The sequence below is a fragment of the Microbacterium sp. LMI12-1-1.1 genome (assembly GCF_040676455.1).
Lineage (GTDB): Bacteria > Actinomycetota > Actinomycetes > Actinomycetales > Microbacteriaceae > Microbacterium.
In genome coordinates, this window is the sequence record NZ_JBEGIA010000001.1 from 931694 (window position 1) to 945361 (window position 13668).

A 13668-nucleotide genomic window follows, 5' to 3' on the forward strand; every position below is an offset into this window, starting at 1 on the left:
CAACGACCGGGAAGAAGCCTCCGGTCGTCGAGCGAGGGAGCGCCAGCGAGCGAGACGAAACGCCCCTGCCCCGACGTGTCGCGTTTCGCGCGCTCAACGACCGCGGGGTGGCGACGCGCGGAGTCAGGCGGGATCGACCAGAGCAGTCGCGAGGCGCGCGGTGCGGTCGTTCACCAGCTGGTGCATCTCGGCGGTAGTACGGCCCGTCATGATGGCGAAGGCGGACGTGTCTTCCCAGGTCTGCAGGATGATGCCGGCGAACTCCGACGCGGGCAGCCGCAGCCGGAACCCGTAGGTGCCCGCGAGCTCCTCGATGAACGAGCCGACCCGCTCCACCATCCCCGCCTGCCAGGCGAGGTAGGTCTCGGCCAGCCGCGGGTCGCGCATCGCGCGGGTGCGGATCTCGCTCGTCAGCAGGATGCCCTGCTTCTTGTCGAAGGCGACATCGAGCAGCTGGCGCACCAGCGCACCGGGCTCGAGGTCCTCACCGCGCTCCTGCAGCACGGCGACACGCTCGGCGACCTCGTCGATCTTCTCGCCGGCGACGCGCTCCGTCAGCGCGAGCATCAGCTCGTCCTTGGTCTCGAAGTTCGAGTAGAACGCGCCACGGGTGAAGCCCGCGCGCTCGCAGATCGCCTCGACGGATGCCGCATCCAGGCCGACTTCGGCGAAGACCAGGGCGGCGGCATCCAGCAGCTTCTGCCGGGTCGCTTCGCGGCGGCGTGACGTGCCGGCCACTTCGACCACGGGGGTGTCGATCATCGATCCTCCTTGCCGCCAGTCTCACACGGACTACACAGGTTCGGGCGGCCAACGCGCCTTACGATACACTCATGTATCCGATACAGCGCTGTATCGACACTTCCCGAACCCCTCATCCGTGAACCGGAGGCGCTGTGTCGACTCTTCTGTATGCGCTCGGCCGCTGGACGTACCGCCACCCCTGGCGGGTGCTGGTCTCGTGGCTGCTGCTGCTCGCGCTCGCCGGCGGCGGCGCGGCGCTGTTCATGAAGGGCACCGACAACTCGTTCTCGATCCCGGGCACCGAGGCCCAGGAGGGCATCGCCCTGCTGGACCGCAGCTTTCCGCAGGCCAGCGGCACGAGTGCGCAGCTCGTGATCGTCGCCGCCGACGGCGATCAGGTCGACGACGAGCCCTACGCGTCTGCGATCGACGACACCGTCTCGCATCTCGAGGATCTCGACGGCGTGATCGCCGTGACGGACCCCTTCAACGAGATGGTCACGGGGATGGTCTCGGACGACGAGTCGGCCGCGATCATCCGACTGCAGTTCGACGGGCAGGCGACCGATGTGTCGGACGAGACCAAGGCGGGCCTCGAGGAGGTCGCCGACGATCTGCGCGAGACGCTCCCCGACGGCTCGGAGGTCGCCATGGGCGGCGACCTGTTCTCGACCTCCGTGCCGGCCCTCTCGCTGATCGAGGCCGTCGGCGTGCTCATCGCGCTGTTCGTGCTGATCGTGACGTTCCGCTCGTTCGCCGTCGCCTGGTTCCCGCTGGTATCGGCGCTCATCGGCGTCGGCCTCGCGATCGCCCTCATCTACGTCTCCACGGCGTTCGCGTCGATCTCGTCCACGACTCCGATGCTCGCGATCATGCTGGGGCTCGCCGTCGGCATCGACTACGCCCTGTTCATCGTCGCCCGACATCAGGACCAGGTGCGTGCCGGCGTCGAGCCCGAGGAGTCGGCCGCGCGGGCGACCGGCACCGCCGGCTCCGCCGTCGTGTTCGCGGGTGTCACCGTGCTCATCGCCCTCATCGGCCTGGGCTTCGCCGGCATCCCGTTCCTGACGACAATGGGCATCGCCGCGGCCGTGGCCGTCGCGATCGCCGTGGTCGTTGCCATCACTCTGACGCCCGCCCTCCTGGGCTTCGCGAAGGGCCGGGTCGCGGGCTGGGGTCACGGCAAGAAGCGGCGGGGCATGCTGCTCCCCCGAGTCTCCCGCGAGGCCGAGGGCGTTTCGTCTCGTTCGCTCGCTCGCTCGACGACCGAAGAGGACTCCCGTTCGTTGAGCGAGCGAAGCGAGACGAAACGCCCGGAGGCTGGCTCAGAGATCTCGGAAGCGCTGAACGGACCCGCGTCGGAGCAGGCTCAGGTGCGCGTGCGAACGGCCACCGAGGCTGCGGAGACGCGCGAACGGGGCACGATCGCCACCCCGCTCCCGACGGAAGCAGTCCCCGCTCCGGTCAAGAAGACCAACCGCTGGGTCCTGTGGGTCACCAACCACCCCGTGGTGACCACCATCGCGGTCGTGCTGACCCTCGGTGTCATGGCGATCCCGGCGGCGAGCCTCGCCCTGGCCCTCCCGAACGCGGGCCAGCAGCCCGAGTCGAGCCAGGCACGCCAAGCGTACGACCTCACCGCCGAGCACTTCGGGCCGGGCGCCAACGGCCCGCTCATCATGACGGGCACGATCGTCACGTCGACCGACCCGCTCGGGCTGATGGCCGACCTCGCCGATGAGATCGAGAAGGTTCCCGGCGTCAAGGAGGTCGCGCTCGCGACGCCGAACGAGACCGCCGACACCGGACTGATCCAGATCGTGCCCGAGACGGCTCCGGACGACCCGGCCACCGCCGAGCTCGTTCGGGCGCTGCGGGATCTCGCCCCCGAGCTGGAGGACGAGTACGGCGTCGACCTGAAGGTGACCGGTTTCACGGCCGTGGGCATCGACATCTCGGACCGTCTGGGCGCCGCCCTGTTGCCGTTCGGCGTCTTCGTCGTCGGTCTGTCGCTGGTGCTGCTGATGATCGTGTTCCGCTCGATCTGGGTGCCCATCAAGGCCGCGCTCGGCTACCTGCTGTCGGTCGCCGCGTCGTTCGGCGTCGTCGCGGCCGTCTTCGAGTGGGGCTGGGGCGCCGACCTGCTGCACGTGACGCGTACGGGTCCGGTCATCAGCTTCATGCCGATCATCCTGATGGGCGTGCTGTTCGGGCTCGCGATGGACTACCAGGTGTTCCTGGTCAGCCGCATGCGCGAAGACTATGTGCACGCCCGCCGCGGTGCGGCCGGCCACTCGACGCGCAGCCGTCGCGACATCGCGCTGGGCGCCGTCCGCTCGGGCTTCACCGCCTCGGCACGGGTCGTGACGGCGGCGGCGATCATCATGTTCGCCGTGTTCGCGGCCTTCGTGCCCGAGGGCGACTCGTCGATCAAGCCCATCGCGCTGGGCCTGGCCGTCGGCATCGCCGTCGACGCCTTCCTCGTGCGTATGACGCTCGTGCCGGCGGTGATGGCGCTGCTCGGCGACAAGGCCTGGTGGATCCCGCGCTGGCTCGACCGGATCCTCCCCCACTTCGATATCGAAGGCGAAGCCGTCGAGCGCGAGCTCGCACTCGAGACCTGGCCCGAGCCGAACACGACCGCCGCGGTCGTGGGCGAGGGCGTCGGCGTCCGCGCCGATGCCGGTGGCTCCGCCGGCGAGGTCGTGCTGTTCGAGGACGCCGCCTTCCGGGTCGAGCCCGGCGGCACCCTCATCGCGACCGGCGACCCGCGTGCCGCCCGAGCATTCGCGCTCACCCTGGCCGGGCGGCTCGCGCCGACCGACGGCAAGCTGCGCGTCGCCGGCCACCTGCTCCCCGAGCGCGCCGCCTGGGTGCGCGCCCACGTCGGGCTCGCACTGCTGGGCGACACCGACGAGCGGCTGCCGGCCCTGCGCCGCGCACTCGCCGGCAAGGCGACGCTCGTCGTCGTCGAGGGTGTGGACGCGCTCGACGCCGCCGAGCGCGACCAGGCGGGCGCGCTGCTGCGGGATGCCGCGAGCGCACTGCGCCGCGGCGGTGGCGACGGCGTGCTCACGCTCGTCGTGACCTCTCGCACAGAGAGTTCCGCGCTCGCCCTGCTCGCCGACGCGCACCGCCCCGAGGTGTCCTCGCTGACGCTGCGCTCGGGCGCTCCCCTGACCACCCCCACCGCAGAGGTGAACGCATGACCCCGAACTGGATCACCACGGCCGTCGAGCGCGCGCGCTCCCGCCGGCCCGTCACGTGGCTGACGCTCGTCGGCGTGCTGCTGCTGCCAGTCGTGATCGGCGGCATCCTGGTCGCCGCGCTGTACAACCCCGTCGAGCGGCTGGACAGCCTCACTGCCGCGATCGTGAACGAGGACGAGCCCGTCACCATCGACGGGCAGACCGTGCCGCTCGGCCGTCAGCTCACCGCCGGCCTCGTCGAGGGATCGGACGAGCTCGACAGCAACCTCACCTGGACGATCTCGAACGAAGAGGATGCCGAGGCGGGCCTCGCGGACGGCACCTATGCCGCGGTCATCACGATCCCCGAGAACTTCTCGGCCGCCGCGACGTCGACGGCTCCGGGATCGACGCCCGAGCAGGCGACCATCGAGGTCACGACCCCGCCCGACAGCCTCATCGTCGATGACGCCATCACCGCGCAGGTGGCGACAGCCGCAGCCTCGACCATGGGCACGCAGCTGTCGAGCGTGTACCTCGAGAACGTGTTCCTCGGTTTCACGACGCTGGGCGACCAGCTCGGCACGGCGGCCGACGGCGCCACGCAGCTCGCCGACGGCGCGACCCAGGCCGCCGACGGCGCCGCACAGCTGCCGGACGGCATCTCGCAGCTCGCCGATGGCAACACGCAGCTGGCGGACGGAGCCTCGCAGCTGGCCGACGGTGCGGGCCAGCTCTCCGGAGGTGCCACGTCGCTGCAGTCGGGTCTGACGACGATCGCCGGCAAGACGCGCGAAGCGGCCGGCGGAGCCCAGCAGATCGCCGATGGCTTGAACGGCGGTGCGGCACAGCTCGAGGCGACCGGCCTCGTGCCCACAGAGGTCGCAGACGTCGCCGATATGTCCGCCCAGGCAGCTGCCGGCGTGCTCGCCGTTGCGGAGAACTGCGCCGCCAGCGGCGCGCCGACGGCGTACTGCGACACGTTGCTCGAAGCGGCGACCGGCGCGGATGCCGCCGCATCGGGGACGGTCTCGGCACTCGACGCCTTCGACACCGCGGGTACCGCGAAGTTTGCGGCTCAGTTCCGGCAAACCGGCACCGGTGTCTCGACGCTGGCAGGCGGGATCACCCAGCTCGCGGGCGGTATCGACCAGTCGGCCGCGGGCGCTGGCCAACTCGCCACCGGCATGACCGGCATCCAGAACGGCGCCAGCGGTCTCGCCGACGGCTCGACGCAGCTCGCCTCGGGCGCGACGCAGGCCGCCGACGGTGCGACGAGCCTCGCCGACGGGGTGGCCCAGCTGGCGACCGGCACGTCCGAGCTCGCGAGCGGCCTGACCACGGCATCCGAGTCCCTCCCGTCTTACACCGACCAGGAGGCGACCGATCTCGCCTCCGTCGTCGCCGACCCGGTCGAGGCCGACGGCGTGGGCACCTCGCTCTTCGGTGCGTCGGCGGTCCCCCTGCTGGCGACCCTCGCGCTGTGGTTCGGCGGGCTCGGCACGTTCATCGCGCTGCAGGCCGTGTAGCGCCGCGCCCTCACGTCGCGCCAGCCGTCTGCGGTGCTCGCACTGCGGTCGTTCGCCCCGGCGGCCGGCCTCGGCGCGCTGCAGGGCGCGCTCGTCGCCGGCGTCGTCCAGCTCGCCGCGTCGTACGGCTGGGCCGAGTGGTGGGCGCTCGCCGGCGTCTGCGTCGTCGCGGGCATCGCGTTCGCCGCCGTGAACCAGGCGCTCGTCGCTGTCTTCGGCGGCGCCGGCCGCTGGATCTCGGCGCTCATCGGCGTGCTCACGGTCGCGACCGGCGTGGTCTCCACCGTGCCGGGTGCACTGTCGAGCATCGCGGGGCTCATGCCGACGGCCCCGGCCTACAACGGCATGCTCGCGGCCCTCACCTCGGCTTCGGGGCTCGGGGCGGCGTTCGCCGGGCTGATCATCTGGACGTTCCTCGCGCTCGTCGCCACGATGATCGTCGTCGCCCGCCGGCGCAGCACCTCGGCGCGCGCCCTGCTGAGGGCGACGCCCGCCACCGCGTAGGCCGTCCGCAGGAGAATTCGCGCTCCACAGGACGGATCCCCCCGGAAACGTCCTGTGGAAGCGGAATTCTCCTGCGGAACGCGCGCACGCGGCGGCCGAGCGGCACGGCAGCCCGCGGCGTGCGCTGCTGAACGCGACGCGCCACCGCGTAGGCCTTCCACAGGAGAAGTCGCGCTCCACAGGACGGATCCCCCCGGAACGTCCTGTGGAAGCGGATTTCTCCTGCGCAACGCGCGCACGCGGCGGCCGAGCGGCACGGCAGCCCGCGGCGTGCGGCGCGGCCGCACGCCTCACCCGCCAGGGCCGCGAGTGGAGAATATCGGCCGATCGGCCGATGCGCTCTTCACGCAGCCGCCGTCATGATCGGCGTGTGAGCACCGCATCGTCTGAGCCTCCGGCATCCTCGCCGGCGGGTTCCGCGCGCTTGCCTCCGCGCTGGTTCATCCGCACCGCGTGGGTCGTGCACCGCGCCATCTACAACGTCACGGGCGGCCGCCTGGGGCTGCGGCCGCCGAGCTCGAAGGTCTGGGGCATGATGCGCCTGCACACCATCGGCCGCCGCTCGGGTGCCCCGCGCGCCGCGATCGTCGCCTACGTCGAGGACGGCCCGAATCTCGTCACGATGGCGATGAACGGCTGGGGCGACCCGCCGCCGGCGTGGTGGCTGAACCTGCAGGCGCGGCCGACGGCATCCGTCGATCTCCCCGGCGAGCGACGCGACGTGATCGCACGCGAAGCGCAGGGTGCGGAACGTGAGCGCCTCTGGGAAGTGTTCCGCTCGCTCGAGGGCGGCGACGACCTGGACGCCCTTGCCTCTCGGCGCAGCCGCGAGACGCCTCTCGTCATCCTGGAACCCGCCCCGGGGACGCGCTGAGCCGCAGGCATTCCGTCCGCGGCATACGGTGTGGACCGGGCCTCGGCCGTGACCGGCCGTGACCTGGTCAGCTCAGGCCGGAGTAGGCGTGCAGACCCTTGAAGAACATGTTGACGATCGTGAAGTTGAAGATCACGGCGGTGAAGCCGATGATCGACAGCCAGGCCGAACGCGAACCGCGCCATCCGCGGGTCGCGCGCGCGTGGATATAGCCGGCGTAGAGCACCCAGATCACGAAGGTCCACACTTCCTTCGTGTCGAAGCCCCAGTACCGGCCCCACGCGTCGTTGGCCCAGATGGAGCCGGCGATGAGGGTGAACGTCCAGAAGATGAAGCCGAGGATCGCGAAGCGGTACGCCAGCGACTCGAGCGCCTCGGCACCCGGCAGCGTCCGCAGGAATCCCGGCCCGGTCTTGGCGGTCGACGCCGCGGAGGTGTCGGCGTCCTGGACACGAGCAGCGGCGGCGATCCTCGCCTCTCGCCGCGCCTGCATCAGCTGCAGCACCGACAGGCCGAAGGCGAGCGCGAACAGGGCGGTCGCGAGCGACGCGACGAACACGTGGATGACGAGCCACACCGACTTCAGCGGGTCCATCAGCGGCACGATGTCGGTGTAGAACCAGATCGCCGTGCCGCCCAGCAGCACGACGACGAGACCGGTGATGAAGGTTCCGAGGAACCGCAGGTCGTAGCGGAAGAGAACGCCCAGGTACACGGCGACGATCAGGAGCGTCCCGGTGAGGGCGAACTCGTACATGTTCGACCACGGCACGCGGCCGGCGGCGATGCCGCGGGTCACGTCCCCGCCGAGATGGAAGAGGAAGCCGAGGACCGTCAGCGACGTGCCGATCCGGGCCCACACGAGGCGCTGGCGGCTGCCGACGGGGGCGTTGAGCGCCTGTTCGGATGCCGTCTCCTGCGCACGCATCTGCTCGATGATCCCGGTGCGCCCAGAGCCGCCGCCGGCACCGGCCGCCACGAGCTCGCGGTCGCGGGCGGTGTGGGCGGCGGCATCCTTCGCCTCCACGGCGACGGCGCCTCGACGCGCCAGATCGACCGCGTAGGCGATGAACGCGAGCGCGTAGATCGCGATGGCCGTCCAGACCAGCAGCACCGAGACGGAGTCGAGGGTGAGGGGGGAGGCGTCGGGCATGATCCTCAGTCTACGTCGGGGGTCGAATCGGGCTGGAGGGGGCGGTCGCCGGCCGATTCCCGGCCGGCGAGCAACGCGAGGTGCCGCTGCGCGAACTGCGAGACGGCGCCCTCGAGGGCGGGGTCCTCTCCGCGAGCGAGCCCGGCGTACTCGAGCTGCACGGTATGCCCCTGCGGCGTCGCCCTCACCCACATCCGCCGACGCGGGACGAACAGCGCGGCGAGGAGTCCTGCCGTCGCGAGGATCGCGAACACCAGCACCCAGGTGGCGGCGGCATCGCGGTGGACCGACAGCGACACGTAGCGCTTGACCGAGTCCTCGAACCCTGCCGCGCCTTCGGGGGCCTCGTTCTCGAAGGTCACCGTCCCGAGCCCGTCGGGCAGGTCGACGGTCTCTCCGGGCTTCAGCGCGAGGGACTGCGTGCCGGACTCGCCGCCGGCGAGCTGCGTCATCCCCTCCGGGTCGAGGGTATACACCGACCGCGGGATGCCGCCGTCGATGCCGAGGTCGCCGGCGTACACCCAGAACGTGAGCATCGGGTACTCGAGGTCGCCGTAGACCGAGGTGAAGGCGCCGTTGGAGAGCTCCTGCGCGGTCGGATAGAAGAAGCCCACCAGGCCCACCTGCTCGCGCAGCCCGTCCGGCACCTTCACGACGCCCTGCGACGTCATGTTGTTGTCCTGGGGCAGGAAGGGCACCGGCTCGGAGAACACGACATCGCCAGCGTCGTCGCGGATCGTGATGGTCGGCGCGTATCCGTTGCCCATCAGGTACACCTTGTCGCCGGCGATCTGCAGCGGGTGGTTGACGCGCACCTCGCCGGCTCCGGGGTCGGCGTCGGGGAACTGCGTGGTGAGGTGGGCGACGAAGTCGCCGGCCTGCCCGGCGCCCTGCTGGCCGGGGGTCACGTACGACAGCGAGAAGTCGTCGAGTGTGAGCGCGTAGGGGGTGAGGGCGTCCTCGTCCACGAACCGGCCGGGGTTGAACGAGGTGTAGTCGAGCATCGTGTTGACCCACGTGCGGCCCTCGATGATGACGGTCTGCCCGGTATAGGTGAATCCCCCGCCGATGCCGACGGCCAGCAGGACGCCGACGAGCGACGCGTGGAAGACGAGGTTGCCGGTCTCGCGGAGGTAGCCGCGCTCGGCCGAGACCGAGAATGCCCGGGCGCCGTCGTATCTCGCCACGCGGTAGCCGGCCTTGCGCAGCTGCTGCTGCGCGGCCTCGACGGCCGTCGCGGCGGCGGCTGCGGCATCCGCGTCGTCCTGGCATTCGAGGATCTCGGACCGGTGCACCTCCAGCCGCGACAGTCGCGCGGGCGTGCGAGGCGGCTGTGCGCGCATCGCCTTGTAGTGATGCTTCGTGCGCGGGATGACGCAGCCGACGAGCGAGATGAACAGCAGGATGTAGATCGCCGAGAACCACGGCGAGGTGTAGACGTCGAACAGGCTCAGCTTGTCGAGCACCGGTGCGAGGTCGGCGTTGTCGACGAAGTACTGGCGCACGCCGTTGGGGTCGGCGCTGCGCTGCGGCACGAGCGACCCGGGCACCGCCGCGATCGCGAGGAGCAGCAGGAGCACCAGCGCGGTGCGCATCGACGTGAGCTGGCGCCAGCCCCAGCGGAGCCAGCCGACGACGCCGAGGGCGGGCTGGGTGATGCCGTCCTGAGCAGCCGCGGAGTCCGCCGAGTCGGCGGAGTCGGCGTGATCGGCGGGACGCAGCATCCCTTCGACCGGGGCGGAGGCGTCCGCCCCCTCGGTCGCCGAGCCTTCCGGAGCGTCAGAGCGGGGCCGGGACACTGGAGAACACCCCCTGGAGCTGGGCCATGACGGCGGTCCACACGCCGGTCACCATGAGGAGGCCGAGCACGATGAGCAGCGCACCGCCGATGAGGTTCACCACGCGGATGTGGCGGCGCACGAACGACACGGAGCGGGTCGCCCACCCGAAGCCGAGCGTGAGGAGGAGGAACGGGATGCCGAGCCCCAGCGAGTACGCCACGCCGAGCAGCGCCGCTCGCGCCGCCGACCCGGAGTCGAACGCCATGGTGAGGATGACGGCGAGCGTGGGTCCGATGCACGGCGCCCAGCCGATGCCGAGCGCGACCCCCAGCAGCGGCGCGCCGATCAGCCCGAGACTGCTGCGCACCTGCGGCCTCGTGATGCGCTGCGCCCTGCCGAACCAGCCGATGAAGACGAGGCCCATCGCGATGATGACGACGCCGAGCACGCGGGTGATGAGGTCGGCGTACTCGAGGAGGAAGCGCCCGAGCGTGCCGCCGAGCATCGCCACGCTGACGAAGACCACGGTGAAGCCGGCGATGAACAGCAGCACGCCGAGGACGAGGCGCCCGCGACCGGGTTCGATGACGTCCGCGGGTTCGGCGCGTTTCGTCTCGCTTCGCTCGCTCAACGACCGGGGGTCGCCGGTCGCCGAGCCGTCTCCGGTCGCCGTGCCTGGCGAAGCGCCGACCGCGACCCGCGCCGGACGCGGGCTCACGGCACCGCCGATGAAGCCGAGGTAGCCGGGGACCAGCGGAAGCACGCAGGGCGAGAGGAACGAGATGGCGCCGGCAAGGATCGCGATCGGGATCGCGATGAGCAGCGAGCCGTCGGCGACCAGCGCGCCCAGGTTCACGACTCCTCCAGGGTCTCGCGCACGATGGTCTCGAGGATCGACGCGTCCTCGATCTGCCCCACCAGGCGCGCGGCGACGCGGCCCTCCTTGTCCAGCACGAGCGTGACGGGGACCGCGTTGAGCGGGCTCTCCCCCGCGAACGCGAGCTTGATCGACCCGTCCTCGGTCGCCAGGGCACTGGGGTACGAGACGCCGTACGTGTCGGCGAACGCGCGCGACGCCTCGGCGCCGTCGTAGAGGTTCACGCCGAGGAACGCGACATCCTGTCCCTCGAATGCGGCGTCGGCCGCCGCGAGCTCGGGCGCTTCGACACGGCAGGGCGCGCAGCCGGCGTACCAGAAGTTCACGACGAGCACGTCGCCGGCGTAGTCGGCGCTGGAGGTCGTGCCGCCGGTGTCGAGCACGCCTTCGAAGTCGACCGGCTCGCTGCGCTGGTCTGCCGAGATCTCGACGACGCGGAAGCCGTCGGCGGCGACGAAGCCCTTGTTGTCACCGGACCGGTACTGGTCGGCGAGAGGGTCGCTCGTGCACGCGGCGAGACCGGCGATCAGGCCGACGACGAGGAGGGCGGATGCCGCCGCCTGCGTCCTGCGCCGCGTCCCGCTCCGCTCCCTCAGCGACCGCCGACCGGTCATACCGCCCCCACATCCACCGCGCCGGCCGTCGACGCCGGCTCGGCGTAGGCGGTCTCGGTCCACTTCTTGTCGACCATCTCGAAGCTCGTCACGCTCGACAGCGCGCAGCGGCGCGCGCGGGGGTCGTGCCGCAGCGGCAGCCCGGCGACCGCGAGGTGGGTGATCCAGATCGGGAGCTGGTGCGACACGATGACGACGTCACCGGAGTCCGCGGCATCCCACGCGTGCGTCATCGCCGCGTTCATGCGCCCCACGACGTCCGCGTACGGCTCGCCCCAGCTGGGGAGCGCCGGCTTGCGGAGGTGGCGCCAGTTCCACGGGTTGACCATGGCGATCGCCATGCGCTTGCCCTCGAAGACGTTGGTCGGCTCGATGACGCGCTCGTCGATGACCGGCGCCATGCCGAAGATCTCGGCGAACGGCTCGGCCGATTCCTGCGTCCGCTGCAGCGGCGAGCACACCAGCGCCGAGACGGGCCGGTCCAGCGACTTCACGTACTCCGCCGCCTGCCGGGCCATGCGGCGGCCTTCTGCGCTCAGGCCATAGCCCGGGAGTCGCCCGTAGAGCACGCGGGCGGGGTTGTGAACCTCCCCGTGGCGCACGAGATGGAGGCGAGCTGCGGGCACCGCCCCAGTCTACGTGGGCCTCATCTATGGGCCGGCTGAGCGTGCTCCCAGGTTCGCGGCACGCGCGGCGCCTCGGGCGGAGTCGGATTCAGTCGAGCTCGGGCTCACCGCGGGAATCGCGCGCGGCGAGCGCCTCGCGCACGCGCGCCGCGACGAACCACAGGACGGCTGCCGCGGCGACGGCGATGACGGCGTACTGCAGGATGTCCGCGTACCGCTCGACGATGTGCCAGGACTCACCGAGGAAGTATCCGGACAGCACGAAGATCGAGTTCCACAGCAGGCTGCCCGCCGCCGTCAGGAGGGCGAATCGCCACAACGGCATGCGCGTGATGCCGGCGGGGATCGAGATGAGGCTGCGGAAGATCGGGATCATGCGCCCGAAGAACACCGCCTTGCCGCCGTGCCGTTCGAACCAGGCGACCGTGCGATCGATGTCCTCGGGCTTCAGCAGCGGCACCTTCGCCGCGATCGCACGCAGCCGGGCGACGCCGAGCCAGGCACCGAGGCCGTACAGCAGCAGCGCCCCGATCACCGATCCGGCGGTCGTCCACACCAGGGCCTCGACGACGGTGAAGGAGCCACGGCTCGCGGCGAGCCCCGCCATCGGCAGGATCACCTCGCTCGGCAGGGGTGGGAACAGGTTCTCCATGGCGATCGCGATGCCGGCGCCGGCCGGTCCGATCACGTCCATGAGCGAGACCGCCCAATCGGCGAGCGTGCTCAGCCACGAGCCGTCGGTCGTCGTCGCAGTCGTCATTCGTCGGATCCCCGTCCGTCGGTCGGCACCTGGTGGCGGCGGCCGCGACCGTTCGGCGCGACGGGTCCACGCTACGGAAGAAGGATGAACGGAACCCGGGTGCAGACCCCCCGAAGCCGATGGGGTCTGCCGGAGTCTCCTGAGACCCGGACGCTCAGCGGGGCGCCGGCGACCGGATGCCTAGAGCGCTCCGCCTCGGCTCGCCCAGAGCATCCCTCTCTCGATGATCGTGCGCACGCTGACGTCGCGCAGGACCCGGAGATTGTGGCCCGGTGCGGCGACGAAGACCCGGCCCTGACCCCACTCACGCGTCCACACCGCGGGCGTGGTGACGGGCCGGTGCCACGGACGGTGCGGCCGCACGGGAAGCGTGCTGGTCGCGAGCACCTCGTTGAGGTCGTCCGTGAGCACCCAGTACTGCTCGGTACGCAGCGTGAAGTCCTCGAGTCCCGACATGATCTCGTGCGAGCGGCCGATGTCAGTCACATCGACCGTGTAGCAGACCGTCTCGTCCGGGCGGTCCTGCTCCTGGCCATCGGCGCCGGCAGCCGGATGCGTGGCGAGCTGGCCGCCGATCAGCTGCAGGTAGTCGGAGCTGTTGCGGTAGGAGTCGGCGATGCCACGGTGCCAGCCGGCGAGCCCGGTGCCCCGCTCGACCGCCTCGCGGAGTCCTCGCAGCGCCTCGTCGGAGATCTCGCAGCCGGTCACGCACTGCACGACGAGATCGATCCGCGCCATCTCCTCGCGGTCGGCGTAGATCGCGTGGGACTCCTCCACCCTCACGTCGAAGCCGTGGTCGTCCAGGAACGACCGGAACATCTCCGTCGCCTCGACGATTCGATATCCGTCGCCGCCCCCGCGGACGATGAGGGCGCGCCGCGCGCTCACGGCCGGACCTCGGTGCGTGCGACGCCAGGTCGGCGGCCCGTGCAGCGGGCTGCGGCCGGTCCGGTTCGCGGTGTCGTCATCATCGACTTGATCCCTCCACATCGACGGGCAGGTGCAACGTCGACAAACG

General features: G+C 71.1%; 12 protein-coding genes. 4 read left to right on the top strand and 8 right to left on the bottom strand.

Annotated features, from left to right (window positions below; all coding sequences use genetic code 11):
- Positions 1-123: 123 nt before the first annotated feature.
- On the bottom strand, positions 124-762 hold the full coding sequence (locus tag MRBLMI12_RS04545) for a TetR/AcrR family transcriptional regulator (RefSeq protein ID WP_363354261.1): 639 nt from the start codon (positions 760-762) through the stop codon (positions 124-126).
- 134 nt (positions 763-896) lie between these two features.
- Between MRBLMI12_RS04545 and MRBLMI12_RS04550 the strand changes: the two genes are divergently transcribed.
- From MRBLMI12_RS04550 to MRBLMI12_RS04565, 4 genes are all read left to right on the top strand, one after another.
- The gene (locus tag MRBLMI12_RS04550; RefSeq protein WP_363354263.1) at positions 897-3953 is read left to right on the top strand and encodes an MMPL family transporter; all 3057 of its coding nucleotides are present in this window, start codon (positions 897-899) and stop codon (positions 3951-3953) included.
- Positions 3950-5461, top strand: a complete 1512-nt coding sequence (locus tag MRBLMI12_RS04555) for a YhgE/Pip family protein (protein ID WP_363354265.1) — start codon at positions 3950-3952, stop codon at positions 5459-5461. The genes MRBLMI12_RS04550 and MRBLMI12_RS04555 overlap by 4 nt, the downstream gene beginning before the upstream one ends.
- A gap of 33 nt (positions 5462-5494) precedes the next feature.
- Entirely contained in the window at positions 5495-5965 is a 471-nt protein-coding gene (locus MRBLMI12_RS04560) for a hypothetical protein (RefSeq protein WP_363354267.1), read from the top strand.
- 370 nt (positions 5966-6335) lie between these two features.
- Complete coding sequence (locus tag MRBLMI12_RS04565; RefSeq protein ID WP_363354269.1) at positions 6336-6839, top strand: nitroreductase/quinone reductase family protein; 504 nt, start codon at positions 6336-6338, stop codon at positions 6837-6839.
- Between the two features lie 67 nt (positions 6840-6906).
- Here MRBLMI12_RS04565 and ccsB read toward each other — a convergent pair whose 3' ends face one another.
- The 7 genes from ccsB to MRBLMI12_RS04600 all read right to left on the bottom strand — a co-directional run bounded on the left by ccsB (position 6907) and on the right by MRBLMI12_RS04600 (position 13538).
- Positions 6907-7992, bottom strand: a complete 1086-nt coding sequence (gene ccsB / locus MRBLMI12_RS04570) for a c-type cytochrome biogenesis protein CcsB (RefSeq protein ID WP_363354271.1) — start codon at positions 7990-7992, stop codon at positions 6907-6909.
- Between the two features lie 5 nt (positions 7993-7997).
- Positions 7998-9716: a cytochrome c biogenesis protein ResB gene (resB, locus tag MRBLMI12_RS04575; RefSeq protein ID WP_363354273.1), complete on the bottom strand. Its 1719-nt coding sequence runs from the start codon at positions 9714-9716 to the stop codon at positions 7998-8000.
- Positions 9717-9771: 55 nt separating this feature from the next.
- Complete coding sequence (locus MRBLMI12_RS04580; RefSeq protein WP_363354275.1) at positions 9772-10629, bottom strand: cytochrome c biogenesis CcdA family protein; 858 nt, start codon at positions 10627-10629, stop codon at positions 9772-9774.
- Positions 10626-11264, bottom strand: a complete 639-nt coding sequence (locus MRBLMI12_RS04585; RefSeq protein WP_349428593.1) for a TlpA family protein disulfide reductase — start codon at positions 11262-11264, stop codon at positions 10626-10628. The genes MRBLMI12_RS04580 and MRBLMI12_RS04585 overlap by 4 nt, the downstream gene beginning before the upstream one ends.
- Positions 11261-11890, bottom strand: coding sequence for a histidine phosphatase family protein (locus MRBLMI12_RS04590; RefSeq protein ID WP_363354277.1), 630 nt, complete (start codon positions 11888-11890; stop codon positions 11261-11263). The genes MRBLMI12_RS04585 and MRBLMI12_RS04590 overlap by 4 nt, the downstream gene beginning before the upstream one ends.
- Before the next feature lie 88 nt (positions 11891-11978).
- The gene (locus MRBLMI12_RS04595; RefSeq protein ID WP_349428597.1) at positions 11979-12650 is read right to left on the bottom strand and encodes a DedA family protein; all 672 of its coding nucleotides are present in this window, start codon (positions 12648-12650) and stop codon (positions 11979-11981) included.
- Between the two features lie 180 nt (positions 12651-12830).
- On the bottom strand, positions 12831-13538 hold the full coding sequence (locus MRBLMI12_RS04600) for a ThuA domain-containing protein (RefSeq protein WP_363354280.1): 708 nt from the start codon (positions 13536-13538) through the stop codon (positions 12831-12833).
- Between the last annotated feature and the right edge of the window lie 130 nt (positions 13539-13668).